This is a genomic window from Streptosporangium sandarakinum (assembly GCF_050942225.1).
GTDB classification, from domain to species: Bacteria; Actinomycetota; Actinomycetes; order Streptosporangiales; family Streptosporangiaceae; genus Streptosporangium; species Streptosporangium nondiastaticum.
In genome coordinates, this window is sequence record NZ_CP192034.1 from 433,911 (window position 1) to 448,042 (window position 14,132).

Annotated in this window: 13 protein-coding genes and 1 tRNA gene; 7 read left to right on the top strand and 7 right to left on the bottom strand. The window is 71.2% G+C overall.

Annotated features, from left to right (window positions below):
- Positions 1–205 precede the first annotated feature (205 nt).
- Complete coding sequence (locus ACQP10_RS02100) at positions 206–1,717, bottom strand: MFS transporter (protein ID WP_433540782.1); 1,512 nt, start codon at positions 1,715–1,717, stop codon at positions 206–208.
- A 154-nt stretch (positions 1,718–1,871) separates the two neighbouring features.
- Positions 1,872–2,651, bottom strand: coding sequence for an acetate uptake transporter family protein (locus tag ACQP10_RS02105; protein WP_346017984.1), 780 nt, complete (start codon positions 2,649–2,651; stop codon positions 1,872–1,874).
- 731 nt (positions 2,652–3,382) lie between these two features.
- On the opposite strand from ACQP10_RS02105, the gene ACQP10_RS02110 reads away from it, so the two are divergent.
- The gene (locus ACQP10_RS02110; protein ID WP_346017983.1) at positions 3,383–4,279 is read left to right on the top strand and encodes a DMT family transporter; all 897 of its coding nucleotides are present in this window, start codon (positions 3,383–3,385) and stop codon (positions 4,277–4,279) included.
- Positions 4,280–4,596: 317 nt separating this feature from the next.
- Here the strand turns inward: ACQP10_RS02110 and ACQP10_RS02115 are convergent.
- Positions 4,597–4,670 (bottom strand) — tRNA-Pro (locus ACQP10_RS02115).
- 33 nt (positions 4,671–4,703) lie between these two features.
- Entirely contained in the window at positions 4,704–5,627 is a 924-nt protein-coding gene (locus tag ACQP10_RS02120; protein ID WP_179820730.1) for a metallophosphoesterase, read from the bottom strand.
- A gap of 80 nt (positions 5,628–5,707) precedes the next feature.
- Between ACQP10_RS02120 and ACQP10_RS02125 the strand changes: the two genes are divergently transcribed.
- Positions 5,708–6,163: a GatB/YqeY domain-containing protein gene (locus ACQP10_RS02125; RefSeq protein ID WP_179820728.1), complete on the top strand. Its 456-nt coding sequence runs from the start codon at positions 5,708–5,710 to the stop codon at positions 6,161–6,163.
- Positions 6,164–6,331: 168 nt separating this feature from the next.
- On the opposite strand, the gene ACQP10_RS02130 is transcribed toward ACQP10_RS02125, so the two are convergent.
- A complete protein-coding gene (locus ACQP10_RS02130) occupies positions 6,332–8,620 on the bottom strand; it encodes a transglycosylase domain-containing protein (protein ID WP_399498845.1) in 2,289 nt (762 codons plus the stop codon).
- A gap of 287 nt (positions 8,621–8,907) precedes the next feature.
- On the opposite strand from ACQP10_RS02130, the gene ACQP10_RS02135 reads away from it, so the two are divergent.
- Positions 8,908–9,204, top strand: coding sequence for a WhiB family transcriptional regulator (locus ACQP10_RS02135; RefSeq protein WP_179820724.1), 297 nt, complete (start codon positions 8,908–8,910; stop codon positions 9,202–9,204).
- Positions 9,205–9,387: 183 nt separating this feature from the next.
- On the opposite strand, the gene ACQP10_RS02140 is transcribed toward ACQP10_RS02135, so the two are convergent.
- Together ACQP10_RS02140 and ACQP10_RS02145 are read right to left on the bottom strand one after the other, a co-directional pair.
- Positions 9,388–10,536 carry an ArsA family ATPase gene (locus ACQP10_RS02140; protein ID WP_346017981.1) on the bottom strand — a complete coding sequence of 383 codons (1,149 nt, stop codon included), beginning with the start codon at positions 10,534–10,536 and terminating at the stop codon, positions 9,388–9,390.
- Positions 10,533–11,537: an ArsA-related P-loop ATPase gene (locus ACQP10_RS02145; protein ID WP_389991974.1), complete on the bottom strand. Its 1,005-nt coding sequence runs from the start codon at positions 11,535–11,537 to the stop codon at positions 10,533–10,535. The genes ACQP10_RS02140 and ACQP10_RS02145 overlap by 4 nt, the downstream gene beginning before the upstream one ends.
- Positions 11,538–11,679: 142 nt before the next feature.
- Between ACQP10_RS02145 and ACQP10_RS02150 the strand changes: the two genes are divergently transcribed.
- From ACQP10_RS02150 to ACQP10_RS02165, 4 genes are all read left to right on the top strand, one after another.
- On the top strand, positions 11,680–11,835 hold the full coding sequence (locus ACQP10_RS02150) for a DUF4177 domain-containing protein (RefSeq protein WP_179820716.1): 156 nt from the start codon (positions 11,680–11,682) through the stop codon (positions 11,833–11,835).
- Positions 11,832–12,290: a RidA family protein gene (locus ACQP10_RS02155; protein ID WP_346017979.1), complete on the top strand. Its 459-nt coding sequence runs from the start codon at positions 11,832–11,834 to the stop codon at positions 12,288–12,290. The genes ACQP10_RS02150 and ACQP10_RS02155 overlap by 4 nt, the downstream gene beginning before the upstream one ends.
- Before the next feature lie 131 nt (positions 12,291–12,421).
- Positions 12,422–13,339, top strand: coding sequence for an NUDIX hydrolase (locus tag ACQP10_RS02160; protein WP_433540783.1), 918 nt, complete (start codon positions 12,422–12,424; stop codon positions 13,337–13,339).
- Positions 13,336–14,124, top strand: coding sequence for an MBL fold metallo-hydrolase (locus ACQP10_RS02165; protein ID WP_433540784.1), 789 nt, complete (start codon positions 13,336–13,338; stop codon positions 14,122–14,124). Before ACQP10_RS02160 ends, ACQP10_RS02165 begins: the two co-directional genes overlap by 4 nt.
- The last annotated feature ends 8 nt before the right edge of the window (positions 14,125–14,132 follow it).

The window sequence follows — 14,132 nt, forward strand, 5'->3', positions numbered from 1 at the left end:
CGGCCGGCGGGGCATTGGGCGGGATCGCCGTTCCTCCCCGCACTCGGGAGGGTCTTCGCCCCGGGGCGCGGGACCGCCTTCGCAGCTACCGGCGGCTCTCTGACCCGCGTGATCCCGGGACTACTCGTCTCCGTCATCGCGTTGCGCCCAGTCTAATCCGTATGGCCGGCCCCCGGCGTTCACCTCTTCCGCCGGTGTCCGGCCCTTATGAGTCTCGGCGTTCACCCGCGCCACGCGTGCGCGCCTCCGAGGCCATGGCGGTCGCGACGTCTCGGGGATAGGTTCGTCCCGCGGTGAAGAGGATGAGTCCGTTGGCGACCAGCGGGACCAGCATGATGAGGAAGGTGTACTTCAGGCCATCGGCCCGGCCCGCGCCACCGCCGAGCGCACCGGCCACCGCGCCGAACAGCACGGGGGCGCTCGCCTCGGAGCTCATGCGCAGGAACGTGCGGACGCTTTCCGCGCGTCCCCAGAGCCGGAAATGCATCACATCCAGGCGGGCGGCGTCCAGAGGGGGGTTCGTCGCGGCCAGGCAGAACGCCGCCGCCGTGTACAGGGGGATCGCCATCGCCACGGTCGTGGTCGTTATCGCGGGAAGGAACAGCGCGGCCGAGACGATGTAGGCGGCCGCGGGCATGCGCACCCGGCCGCTGAGATGGCCGCGTTCCGTCAGCCGGTCGGACAGCGGCCCCGCGCTCAGCACGCCGGCGAGGGCGCCGATGCCGATGATCGGGATCAGCCCGCTCACCGCGACCCTGCTCAGTCCGTAGTGCCGGGTGACGAACTCGACGGTGAAGGTGCGCAGGCCCGAGAAGAAGAAATAGCCGACGGCGGAGGCGATGATCATGATCCGGTTGGTGGGGACGCGCAGGACGTAGACCACCGCCTGCCGCAGGGACATGCGGGCGGGATCGTGCTTGAGGATCAGCGCGGTCTGGGGTTCGATCGCCCGCCGCCGGATCGTCTCGTAGACCAGGTCGTTCCGCCGGGGAGGCTCCTCGCCCGTCGTCCCCGTCTCGCCGCCGTCGTGCTCTCGGCGCTCGTGCCGCTCCCCGGCCGTGCGCGTCCGGCTTCCACCACCGCGCTCCGGTTCGGGAAGCCGGCGCGCCACCACGTAGAGCAGCCCGAGCCCGATGAGCGCGAGAACCCAGAAGGAGGTGCGCCAGGACGTCCAGGAAGCCAGATCGCCGAGCACGATCAAGCCGAGGCCCGAGCCCAGCATCTCCCCGGCGAGGATGAAACCGTACATGCGTCCTCGCTCGGAGAGCGGGAAGTAGTCTCCGACCAGGGAGGCCAGCGTCGGTCCGGTGGTCGCGGTGACGGCCCCCATGGCCATCCGGGAGAACAACAGCACCTGGAAGGAGTCGGCCAGGGCGCTGATCGCCATGGCCATGCTCCACAGCAGGATGCTCCCGGCCAGCAGCCGGACGCGGTTCACCCGGTCGGTCAGCCAGCCCACCGGGATCGCCGCCAGTGCGCTGGCTCCGGACGAGACCGCGACCAGGGCTCCGATCCCGGTGTCGTCAATGCCGAGGTCCTGTCTGAGGTCCGGAGTGACTGCGCCGATGGTGCCCTTGTCCGCCGCGTCCAGGGCGAGCACGCAGGCCAGGATGGCGATCACCTGAAGCCGGGCGGAACCTCCCACCTGGGCCGCGAGCCGCCCCAGCAGTTGCCGCATCCGCCGCGAGGCGGTGTTGCGCGTAGAGCTACCAGTCATTCATCCTGGCGCTTCCCGCCCTGCGCGTAAGGGATGCCCGGGGCCGCAGCCCCGAGATCCTCGGTCAGGTCCGGCCGGCCGTCCCTCGGCACGGCATCGGCCGGTCCTCCGGGAAGGAGCGTGGTCCGCCCCCGGCGCTGCGCTCAGATGGAGTTCACTGCCCGATCTTCACACCCGGCTGCCCATGGACGTATTCCAGCGGCCGGATGGCCCGCCGCCCGGAGATGTCGGCCTCGTGGCTGTACCTGCCGGTCGGCAGTATCGTCCGGCCGAAGCTGGACTCGCACATCAGCGCGGTGGCCGTGTAGAGGGCGATGCAGGCGCCCGCGACGAACAGCCACCCGCCGACGATGACCGCCCACGACGAGCCGGCGAAGAATCCGGCGGCGTTGAAACCCGCCCCCGCGGCCAGGACCGTCAGCAGCAGGCCCAGGACGAGGTTCTCCGCGAACGCCGCGATCGCCGTCAGCCCGGTGATCAGACACAGCACCAGGAACCAGAACCCGAAGCCGGCGTTGCCGATCCCGATGATCGGCACGAGCGCGGTGGGAAAGGCGCCCAGGGCGACGAGGGTGAACAGCAGGCCGAACGCCAGCCAGAACGTCCCCCACAGCCCGTGCACCGCCGTCGCCAGGCCGTCGCGCGCCCGGTAGGACCACATCCCGGCCAGGAGTTGCGCGAGGCCGCCGAAGGCCATCACGAACGGGAAGATGATGAGCGGCGTGGCCGCGGTGCCGTACCATCGGGCCAGCCAGGCCCCGACGATCAGCGTCGCGCCGGCGAGCCCGAACAGCCCGAGGATGGACGGCGCGGCGATGGGCTGCAGGAAGACTCGGGTTCTGCCCTCCCATTCGGCGCGGTCGTCCGCGGATGACCGCGGTGCCGGGGGGCTGGTGGAGCCGCCGTACGAATAGGGGCCTCTTGGTCCGGACATGGCGTTCTCCTTCCGAACGGGTTTACTGTTCCTCTACCCTCTGGCCTCGGAAATACATTTCCATTCGCCCCATTTCGGATCATATATTCCTGAAACGGAAACCATACCTCGGCGGCGAAGGCAAGCGTTTGGGAAAATAATGAAGTATGTCAAACTCCGGCATCACTGTCTTTTGGAGAATTTCAGGCCGTTGGCCGACGTCGCATACCGATGCCGCGGCCGACCCCGTTCTGTGGACGGCGCAGATCTGTTTGAGCGGTGATCGAGGCGTTCGCGGCGCGCTGCCGGGCCGGTACCTGTCGAGCCTGTTGAGGCGCCGAGCTGCGTTCGGTGTCTGCGCTGAGGTCTCGGTCTCGTCGGCTTCGGGATCCGCCGGCGGCTGGTCGGTCCATACCCGGGACGGCGACGGAGGCGGACTCGGCCGCGGAACCGCCCGGGATGGGCCAGGGTACGGCGTGGCCCGGGATCTGCCGAGGATCGCGCATGAACGGCCCGTGCCGAGCGTTTCCTCCATCGCGGGGAAACGCTCATCGAGCACCCGGTTCACTTCTCGCCGGAGTCGGCGCTGTTTCTTCGTCTGCTGAGCCGGGAAGTCGCTCCAAGATGAGCTACCCGCAGATGGCGCCGCGCTCCCAGGCGAATGGGTAAATACCTCACTGGGTTCATATGGCGGATCCGAGGAGGGGAGCGATGCGGGACTGGCAGGGAAGCGCCTGGCAGAGGTCAGTCCTGTGATCGTCACCGTGCTGCTGGGGCTGGCGGCCGCGTGCCTGCTCGGGCTGGGGTTCGTGGCCCAGCAGCACGCGGCCTACACCGAGCCGCTGGGGGAGATGCTGCATCTGCACCTGCTGCTGGACCTGATCCGCAAACCGCTGTGGCTGTGCGGTGTCGCCGCGATGGTAGGCGGCCAGGTGCTCGGCGCGCTGGCCCTGCGGCGTGCCGACGTCGCCCAGGTCGAGCCGCTCCTGGCGACCAACCTCATCTTCGCCCTGGCCGTGGCGGCGGCCGTATACCGGGAGCGCCTGGGCCGGGGCGAGTGGCTGGGGGCGGTACTGGTCAGCGGAGGAGTGGCGATGTTCCTGCTGTCCGGCCGGCCGCACGGCGGCGGCGTGCCCGGCCCGGTCTCGGTTGTCTGGGTGGCGATACTGGCCACGCTGATGGTGGCGGCCGTGCTGGTGCTGGCGGCGGTACGGGTCACGCTGCCGACCAAGGCCATGCTGCTGGCGGCGGCCGCAGGCATGCTGTACGGGATCCAGGACGTGCTCACCCGAGCCTCACTGGTCACGCTGGAGCAGGCGGGGCGCGGGCCGGGCGCGTTGCTGACGATCTGGCAGCCGTACACGCTGCTCGTGATCGCGGTGCTGGGCATCCTGCTCAACCAGAGCGCCTTCGACGCCGCGCCGCTGCGCATCTCGCTGCCGGCCACCACCGCGGCCGAACCCGTCATCGGGATCATGCTCGGGGTGGTGATCCTCGGCGAGCGCCTGCGCGCCGACCCCCCGGCTCTCGCAGGCGAGGTCGCGGGCCTGATCGCGCTGGTGGCGGGCATCGTCATCCTCGGCCGCTCGCCGTACCTGGCCAAGTCCGAGCAGGGCGCCCAACGGCGTCCGGGAAGGAGGCGGCGATGATCACGGCCCTCTTCGCCCTGCCCCGCGCGACCGGCGACGCGACGGCGCCGGTTCCGCGGCGGCACGACTCATGGCACCCTGTTACCCGGGTGATTCAATGAGTAATTGGATGTCACGCGGCAGGTCACCGGCATGCCCGGCCGGTGGCGCGCACGGTCGCGGCCATGTCCGTCACCGAATCGCCGGCCAAGACGGCATTCGACGGCTCCACGCCGAGATGCGTGAGCATTCGCCGTACGAGGTGCGCAGGCGGCTCATGAAATGACGAAAGGCCATCTGTGATTCTCACAGATGGCCTTTGGCCTCGGGAAATAACGTCGGGGTGACAGGATTTGAACCTGCGACCTCTTCGTCCCGAACGAAGCGCGCTACCAAGCTGCGCTACACCCCGGCACACGACGGTCTTGCTCGTGCTTGAGAAAGTCTAGCGGACTTCGCGGGTGCTTGCGCCATTCCGGCGCCGCGGCACCAGGGTCAGCAGGCTCGCCTCGGGGAAGCAGGCGAACCGGGCCGGAGCGTAGGGGCTGGTGCCCAGGCCGGCCGAGACGTGGAGGAACGCCGAGTCGTGGCGGCTCAGGCCCTTGACCCGGGCGCGGTCGATGCCGCAGTTGGTGACCAGCGCGCCGTAGAACGGGACGCAGAGCTGGCCGCCGTGGGTGTGGCCGGCCAGCAGCAGCTGGTAGCCGTCGGCGGCGAAGCGGGTCATGTTGCGCGGCTCGGGGGAGTGCATCACGCCCAGGCGGAGATCCGCCTCCTCGGGGGCGGGCCCGGCGATCAGGTCGTAGCGGTCGCGGTTGATGTGGGAGTCGTGGATGCCGCCCACGGCCACGTCGAGATCGCCGACCTTGAGACGGGCCGTGGTGTTGTTCATGTCCAGCCAGCCCTCGGCCGACATGGCGGCGCCCAGCTCCTCCCAGGGAAGCGAGGGGATCTTCTGGACGTGGTCGCCCTTGGAGGTGCGCCACAGGTAGCGGGCCGGGTTCTTGGGGCGCGGCGCGTACATGTCGTTGGAGCCGTAGACGAACAGGCCGGGGCGGGTCAGCAGCGGCTCCAGGGCGTGCATGAGCGGGGCGACCGCGTCGGGGTGCGCGATGGAGTCGCCGGTGTTGACCACCAGGTCGGGCTGGAGCTCGCCCAGCGAGCGGACCCAGTTGATCAGCATCCGCCTGCCCGGGGTGAGATGCAGGTCGGACAGGTGCAGGATGCGCACCGGACGCCGGCCGGGCGGCAGCACGGGCACGTCGAAACGCCGTAGGCGGAACGCGTTGCGCTCGACGACCGAGGCGTAGGCGAGGCCGGTAAGGCCGACGCCGAGCAGGGACAGGGGCACCGCGGCTGCTTTCCTCACACCCTCATCATGCCCGACACCCGGTGCCCAGGGAGAAACCCTGGATACACCGGGACCGGTGAGACGGCAAGATGGACCGCATGAGCACATTGAAGGACAAGCTGAAGGCCGACCTCACGGCCGCGATGAAGGGCCGCGACGAGGTCCGCACCCGGACCATCCGCATGGCCCTGGCGGCCGTGAACGTCGAGGAGGTGGCCGGCAAGGAGGCGCGCGAGCTCTCCGACGACGAGATCGTCAAGGTGCTGACCAAGGAGGCCAAGAAGCGCCGGGAGGCGGCGGAGGCGTTCAGCGGCGCGGGCCGCGCCGAGCAGGCGCAGGCCGAGCTGGACGAGCAGGCGGTGCTGGAGGAGTACCTCCCCGCCCAGCTCTCCGACGACGAGATCGCCGGGCTGGTGGACGAGGCCATCGCCGAGAGCGGCGCGTCCGGGCCCAAGGCGATGGGTCAGGTCATGAAGGTCCTGAACCCCAAGGTCGCCGGGCGGGCCGAGGGCGGCCGGGTGGCGCAGATCGTGCGGGCCCGCCTGAGCGCCTGAGTTCGCTCCCGGTGCTGCGGGAGCGGCCGGCCGACGCCGCCGGGCCCGCCTGAGCGCCTGAGTTCGCTCCGGAAACGCCGGGAGCCCTCCCCGCGACGCGGGGAGGGCTCCGGTGGCTCGGCGACCGGTCGTGAGGGACCGGCCGGGGGTTACGGAGTCGCCTGGGACTCAGGGGGTGCCGTCGTTGACGACGCCGCCGTTGCCCCGGCCCCGCCCGTGGCCCCGGCCGACCCCGGGCCCGAAGGTGCCGCCGTCGTTGACGACCGTGTTGCCGTCGCCGTCCCCGCCGCCGTGGTCGCCGCCGACGTCACCCGGCTTCCTGGGCGGCGGCTTGGGCGCGCAGTTGCCCGAGCAGCCGCCGAAGCGGTCCATGTCGACCGCGTGGAAGGACGTCGGCTCGACGCCCTTCAGCGCGCCGGGCATGGACAGCTTCCAGATCTTGCCGGAGATGGTGGCGCCGTAGACGTAGCCGTAGTAGCGGCCGCCGATCGTCACGCCCGTCAGGTCGTGGCCGAAGGCGCCGCGCGGGTCGCCGAGGCTGACCGCGGAGGCGAGGTCCGGGGTGAACCCGGCGAACCAGGCGGCGGTGTAGGCGTCGGTGGTGCCGGTCTTGCCCGCCGCCGGCCGGCCGATGCCGCCGATCTCGCTCATCGTGCCCTTGGTGAACACCCCGGACATGATGTGGGTGGCCGCGTCGGTGACCTCCTCGTCGAGGACCTGCTTGCACTTCGGCTTGTACGGCGTGGCCTTGCCGTAGCGGTCGCGGACCTCGGTGATGGCCATCGGCTCGCAGTAGGTGCCGCGGGCCGCGATGGTCGCGTAGGCGGCGGAGACCGTCACCGGGTCCATCTCGTTGACGCCCAGGGTGAAGGTCTCGACCTCCTGCAGCGGGCCGCCGTCGGACCGCTTGATGCCGAGCTTCTTGGCCGTCTCGACGACCTTGCAGAGGCCGACCTTCTCCTCCAGCTTCATGAAGAAGGTGTTCACCGAGCCGAGCGTGCCGGTGGTCAGCGACTTGAAGCCGCCGCCGCCCTCGCTGGAGTTGAAGACCTGGTGGCTGGGCTCGCCGACCGCGTTGCCCTTGCAGTCGCGGAACGCGCTGTGGCTCGGCGCCTGGTAGGTCTTGCCGGTGGTGTTGCCGTCGTTGAGCTTCATCCCCTGGTCGAGCGCGGTGAGCAGGGTGAACGCCTTGAACGTCGAGCCCGCCTGGAAGCCGATGCCACCGCCGTGCTGGGCGTCGGCGGCGAAGTTGATGCTGGTCTCGTTCTTCTTCTTGCTCGTGCCGAACTTCCGGCTGGTGGCCATCGCCTTGATGGCGCCGGTGCCCGGAACGACCATCGCCTGAGCGGCGACCGGCTTGTCGCTCGCGTTGACCATCTGCTTGATGGCCTTCTCCGAGGCCTTCTGCGCCTGCGGGTCGAGCGTCGTCTTGATCGTCAGACCGCCGCGCTGGAGCAGCTTCTCGCGCGCCTCGGCGGTCTTGCCGAACACCTTGTTGTTGCGGATCTCCTCGCGCACGTAGACGCAGAAGAAGGGGTACTTGCTGGTCTCGCAGCCACCCGGGGCCGAGATGTCCTTGAAGCCGAGCTTCTTGGCCTTGGCCTCCGCCGCCTCCTGCGGCGTGATCTTGCCGAGCTCCTGCATCCGCTGCAGGACGATGTTGCGCCGGTCCAGCAGGAGCTTCTGGCGCTTCTTCCAGCTCTTGGAGGACTCGCCCTTGTGCCGGGCCGGGTCGGTGCCGTTGGGGTCCTGTACGGCGCCGGCCAGCGTGGCGGCCTCCCACAGGTCCAGCTTGGCCGCCGGCTTGCCGAAGAACCGCTTGGCCGCCGCCTGGATGCCGTGGGCGCCGGCGCCGAAGTAGGAGATGTTGAGGTATTTCTCCAGGATCTCCGACTTGGTGTACTTCTCCTCGACCGCCAGGGCGTAGCGCAGCTCGTTGAGCTTCCGGGAGAGGGTCGGCGCGATCGCGGCCTGCTTCTCCTCGGGGGTCTCGGCGCTGTTGAAGAGCACCTGCTTGACGTACTGCTGGGTGATCGAGGAGCCGCCCTGCGTGGAGCCGCCGCCCGCGTTCCGCACGGCCGCGCGGAGGGTGCCCTCGATGTCGATGGCGCCGTGCTCGTAGAACCGGAAGTCCTCGATCGAGATGATCGCGGTCTTCATGACGTCGGCGATCTCGTCGAGCTTCACCGACTCGCGGTTCTCGTAGTAGAACTGCGCGAACTGCTTGCCGTCGGCGTCCAGCAGGATGGTTCGCTCCGGTAGCGCGGGTTCCTTGAGCTCCTCAGGGCGTAGGTTCAGCTCCTCTGTGACGGAGTTCACGCCGAGCCCCGCCCCGCCGACCGCCGGGAACGCGACTCCGGCCGCCAGAAGACCCGCGGCGGCGCCCGCGGCGACCAGCCGCAGAACCTTCCCGACCGCGCCTATCGCCGATACATGATCTTTGCCCTGAGCTTGCACACGTCAAGAGTACGTCGGACGGATGTCCCAAACGGTAACGGATCGCCAATTCGACTTGACTCGGTCTTGTATCGAGTCAGGCGGCGGCCGCCTGCCGAGTCAGGTGACTAGTCATTCCCGGCCACGTGGCCGCTGATGACCATGCGGGAAATTGGTCCCGCCGGGGTCTGTCGGCTCGAACGTCTGATTGCGTACGTTCTCTTTCTGCGGCAACTGAATACGGAGGCCCGACGCCCGCGCCCGTCGGCCCCAAGTCACGACTGACCACCTAAGGGGAGTGGGGTCGAATGTGGATCACGGATTGGACCTCCCGTGCGGCCTGTAAGGGTGCGGATCCTGACGCGCTGTTCGTTCAGGGCGCTGCCCAGAACCGGGCGAAGCTGATCTGCCGGGGATGCCCGGTCCGTACCGAGTGCCTCGCCGATGCGCTGGACAACCGCATCGAGTTCGGGGTGTGGGGCGGAATGACCGAGCGCGAGCGCCGCGCGTTGCTGCGCCGGCGACCTGACGTCGACTCCTGGCGCGATCTGCTGGAGATGGCCAAGGAGGAGTACGAGCGGACGAACGAGCTGATCGCCGGCTGACGTCCGCCCTGATCCCGTACGGCCGGCGCCTCGGCGCCGGCCGTACTCGCGTGTTCCGGGAAGGGCCGGGAACCCCGGCCCCGTGACACCCTGTGCTCCCCGTCGCCCACCGGGCGGCGGGGAGTCCGCCATGCCGGGCTCCGGACGACCGCCGCGCGGCCGTGCCGGGCTCCCGGCGGTCGCCTACTGCGCGGCCAGGAGCTTGCCGACCTGGCGCAGGCCCTCCAGGTCGTGCACGTCCTCCCACATGGCCGGCACCTCCGCGACGGGCACCGTGGGGTGGGCGGTGACGAAGTGCTCGCGCTCGCGGTGCTCGCGGGCGGCGAGCTGCATCCGTCCGGTGTGCAGCCGGAGCACGGCGGCGGCCAGGTCGTGCCCGCCCCGCGACTCCAGCTCCTCGGCGGCGGCGGCGCTGCGCGCGGCCGACAGGCCCTCCGCGGGCGAGCGGTGCACCCGGTTGATCACGACGCCCGCCAGGGGCATGCGCTCCTCGGCGAGCCGTTCCACGAAGTACGACGCCTCGCGCATCGCGTCGCGCTCCGGCGCGGCCACGACGACGAACGCGGTCCCGGGGGCCTGCAGCAGCCGGTAGGTCTGCTCGGCGCGCGCCCGGAAGCCGCCGAAGACGGCGTCCAGCGCGGAGACGAACGTCTGCAGGTCCTTGAGCACCTGCGCGCCCAGCAGCTTGGTCATGGCCCCGGCGATCAGGCCGAAGCCCGCGTTGAACAGCTTGAACGCGCTCCGCCCGCCGGCCTTGGCGGGGGCGGTCAGCACGCGGATCAGCCGGCCGTCCAGGAAGCGGCCGAGCCGTTCCGGCGCGTCCAGGAAGTCGAGCGCGGACCGGGAGGGCGGGGTGTCCACGATGATGAGGTCCCACTCGCCCGACCGGCGCAGCTGGCCGAGCTTCTCCATCGCCATGTACTCCTGGGTGCCGGAGAAGCTGGACGACAGCGACTGGTAGAAGGGGTTCGTCAGGATCTGCCGGGCCCGCTCCGGGTCGGCGTGGGCCTCGATGATCTCGTCGAAGGTCCGCTTCATGTCGAGCATCATGGCGTGCAACGTGCCGTCGCCCGTCACGTCCTCGACCGGCCGCGGGACGTTGTCCAGCTCGGTGAGGCCCATCGACTGCGCGAGCCGCCGCGCCGGATCGACGGTGAGCACCACGGCCGCCCGGCCGCGCTCGGCCGCGCGCAGCCCCAGAGCGGCCGCGGTGGTGGTCTTGCCGACGCCGCCGGAGCCGCAGCAGACGATGATCCGGGTGCCCGGGTCGTCGATGATCGCGTCGAGGTCGAGGACCGGGACGTCCCGGTGCCCGCCGGATCGCTCGCTCATGCTGCTCCCTGGTTGCGGATCGATTCGGCCAGCTCGTACAGCCCGGCGAGGTCGACCCCGTCGGCCAGCAGCGGCAGCTCGTAACGGGGGCGGCCGGACGCGTCGAGAGACTCCCGCTCCCGCTGCTCCAGCGCGGTACGGCGGGCGTGCTCGACGATCTCCTCGGCGAGGGCCTCGGCCACCGCGGCGGCGTCGGAGGCGCCGTCGGCGAGCCCCGCGGCCTTGAGGCCGAGCGCCAGCTCGGCCGAGTCGAACCGGCCGCCGGCCGCGGCGTCCAGCACGGAGGCGGGGAGCAGCGACTCCCTGACCATGTTCGTGAAGATCCCACCGGGCGGGAGCCCGGCGGCGGTCAGCTCGGCGAGCCCGTCGAGGGTCTCCTGGACCGGCATCTCCTCCAGGAGTGTGACGAAGTGCACGGCGGTCTCCGGGGAGGCCACCACGCCGTTCACCAGGTCGGCGTGGTTCTTGATGGGGCCGACCCTGGCCAGGCCCGCCACCTCGTTGGTGACGTTGAGGAAGCGGGTGATCCGCCCGGTCGGGGGCGCGTCGAGCACGACCGCGTCGTAGATCCGCCTGCCGTCCTTGTTCTTGCGGCGGACCGCCTCGGTGGTCTTGCCGGTCACCAGGACGTCGCGGAAGCCGGGGGCGATGGTGGTGGCGAAGTCGACGATGCCCATCTTGGTCAGGGCCTTGCCCGCCCGGCGCATGCCGTAGAACATCTCGAGGTAGTCGAGCATGGCCTCTTCGGGGTCTATGGACAGGGCGTGGACGTCCCCGCCGCCGGGCGCGACGGCGATCCGCCGCTCCTCGTACGGCAGCGGCGGCAGGTCGAAGACCTGCGCGATGCCCTGCCGGCCCTCGACCTCGACCAGCAGGACCTTGCGCCCGCCCGCGGCGAGGGCAAGGGCGAGCGCGGCGGCCACCGTGGTCTTGCCGGTGCCGCCCTTACCGGTGACGACGTGGAGGCGTACGCCGTCCCAATCGGTGTCGCGAGCTCTCACGTCTCGAAGGCTACCCAACCGTCACCTCACGATTCGCCCGGACCGTCCGCCTCCGGGGCCCACCTTGGTGATCCCGCTCACTGGTGTGCCGGAGCGGCGTAGGGCGACCGCCGGCCGGGCCCGCCTCGCTAATGTGTCCCCCATGACGAAATGGGAGTACTCGACGGTGCCACTGCTGGTCCACGCGACCAAGCAGATTCTCGATAACTGGGGCGAAGACGGCTGGGAGCTCGTCCAGGTCGTGCCGGGGCCGAACCCCGAGCAGCTGGTCGCCTACCTGAAGCGGCCCAAGCAGTGACGCCGCGGCAGAGGTTGGACGAGCTGGGCATCGAGCTGCCCGAGGTCGCGGTGCCGCTGGCCTCCTACGTCCCGGCCGTCCGGACGGGTGACTACGTCTACACCTCGGGCCAGCTCCCGATGGTGGACGGCAAGCTCGCGGCGACGGGCAAGGTGGGCGAGAAGCTGACCGCGGAGGAGGCCGCCGGCCTCGCCGGGATCTGCGCGCTGAACGCCCTGGCCGCCGTGGCGGCGGCGGCGGGCGGCGTGGACAACATCGTGCGCATCGTCAAGGTCGTCGGCTTCGTGGCCAGCGCCCCCGACTTCACCGGGCAGCCGCAGGTGATCAACGGCGCGAGCGACCTGCTCGGCAAGGTGTTCGCCGAGACCGGCGGGCACGCCCGCAGCGCGGTGGGCGTGGCGGTCCTCCCGCTGGACGCGCCGGTGGAGGTCGAGCTGATCGCCGAGGTCCGCTGACGGCGGCTCACCGGAGACCGGAGCCGGCCCCGGTCCGGCCCGGTCGCCGGGGCCGCCCGCGATTGTCCGGGGCGGCGGACCTGCCACATGATGGTTCCCGAGACCGACTGTTGTTCTGGTGGAGGATCTGAATGGGTGGGTTCCCGCTTTCCGGCGCGGACGGCGAGCGCGCGCGTGACATCCTGGCCGGACGGGCGCGGCCCGCTCCGACCCGGGACGCCGCCACGGTGGTCCTCCTGCGCGAGGGCACCGAGGGCGGCGAGGACGCCGGGAGCGCCGGCGGTCCAGGAGGCACGGGCGGTCCCGGGGGCGCCGGCGGTCCCGAGAACGGGGGCGTCGAGGTCTACCTGCTCCGGCGCAAGGCCGCGATGGCCTTCGCGGCGGGCGCCTACGTCTTCCCCGGCGGGTCGGTGGACACCCGGGACGCCGACCACGCGGTCGCCTGGGCCGGGCCGTCGCCCGCCGAGTGGGGCGAGGTCTTCGGCGCGGACGAGAAGCTCGCCCGCGGCCTGGTGTGCGCCGCGGTGCGCGAGACGTTCGAGGAGTCGGGGGTCCTGCTCGCCGGCTCGTCCGCGACGTCCGTCGTGGCCGACACCACCGGTGACGACTGGGAGGCCGACCGGCTGGCCCTGATCGACCGGAGTCTGTCGTTCGCCGACTTCCTCGCCGGGCGCGGGCTGGTCCTCCGCTCCGATCTGCTGCGGCCCTGGGCCCACTGGATCACCCCGGTGATCGAGCCCCGGCGCTTCGACACCCGGTTCTTCGTCGCCGCCCTCCCGGCCGGACAGCGCACCCGCGACGTCGGCGGCGAGGCCGACCAGGTGACCTGGGCCCGGCCCGCCGACGCGCTCGCCGGGGCCCGGGACGGGCGGATCTTCCTGATGCCCCCGACCTACCGCACGCTCGGCGAGCTCGCCGGGTACGCGACCGTGGCCGACGTGCTCGCCGTACGGCGGGAGATCGTCACGCTCATGCCCGAGGTCGCCGAGGTGGACGGGGAGCTGTGCCTGGTACTCGACGGCGAGTACTTCAGGCAGGGCCGCCCGTGAGCGGGCTGCGGATACCCCTGGGCGGACCGGACGGGTCCGGCACGGCCCACACCCTGGCGCTGCTGGCGCCCAACCCCTCCCCGATGACGCTGGACGGCACGAACACGTGGCTGATCGGCCGCGAGGAGGACGTGCTCGTCGTCGACCCCGGACCGGACGACGAGGCGCACCTCGCCCGGGTCGCCGCCCGCCTGGCCGGGCGCAGGGTGGCGGCGATCCTGCTGACCCACGGCCACGACGACCACAGCGGCGGCGCGCGGAGGTTCGCCGGGCTGGTGGGCGCGCCGGTCAGGGCGCTGGACCCCCGGCACCGCCTCGGCGAGGAGGGACTCGCCGACGGCGACGTGGTCACCGCCGACGGGCTGGAGCTGCACGTCGTGGGCACGCCGGGCCACTCGTTCGACTCGCTGTGCTTCTGGCTGCCCGAGGACCGGGCGATGCTGACCGGCGACACCGTGCTCGGCCGGGGCACCACCGTGATCGCCCCGGACGGAGACCTGGCCGACTACCTGCGGTCGCTGGACCGGCTGCGGGCGACGGCCGAACGGGTCGGGGTCGAGGTCCTGCTGCCGGGCCACGGCCCGGTGCTGGCCGATCCGATCGGCGCGCTGGACGGCTACGTCGCGCACCGCAGGCGGCGGCTGGACCAGATCCGGGCGGCCCGTGCCCGGGGCGCGGCGACGCCGCAGGAGATCGTGGAGATCGTCTACGCGGACGTCGACCCGTCGCTCTGGCCTGCCGCCGAGATGTCGGTCCGCGCCCAGCTCGACTACCTGGCGGGCTGACCGGCCGG

Coding starts and splice junctions, on each gene's coding strand:
- ACQP10_RS02125 (WP_179820728.1), top strand. CDS start 5,708: ATGAGCACATTGAAGGACAAGCTGAAGGCCGACCTCACGGCCGCGATG.
- ACQP10_RS02135 (WP_179820724.1), top strand. CDS start 8,908: ATGTGGATCACGGATTGGACCTCCCGTGCGGCCTGTAAGGGTGCGGAT.
- ACQP10_RS02150 (WP_179820716.1), top strand. CDS start 11,680: ATGACGAAATGGGAGTACTCGACGGTGCCACTGCTGGTCCACGCGACC.
- ACQP10_RS02105 (WP_346017984.1), bottom strand. CDS start 2,651: ATGTCCGGACCAAGAGGCCCCTATTCGTACGGCGGCTCCACCAGCCCC.
- ACQP10_RS02100 (WP_433540782.1), bottom strand. CDS start 1,717: ATGACTGGTAGCTCTACGCGCAACACCGCCTCGCGGCGGATGCGGCAA.
- ACQP10_RS02160 (WP_433540783.1), top strand. CDS start 12,422: ATGGGTGGGTTCCCGCTTTCCGGCGCGGACGGCGAGCGCGCGCGTGAC.
- ACQP10_RS02140 (WP_346017981.1), bottom strand. CDS start 10,536: ATGAGCGAGCGATCCGGCGGGCACCGGGACGTCCCGGTCCTCGACCTC.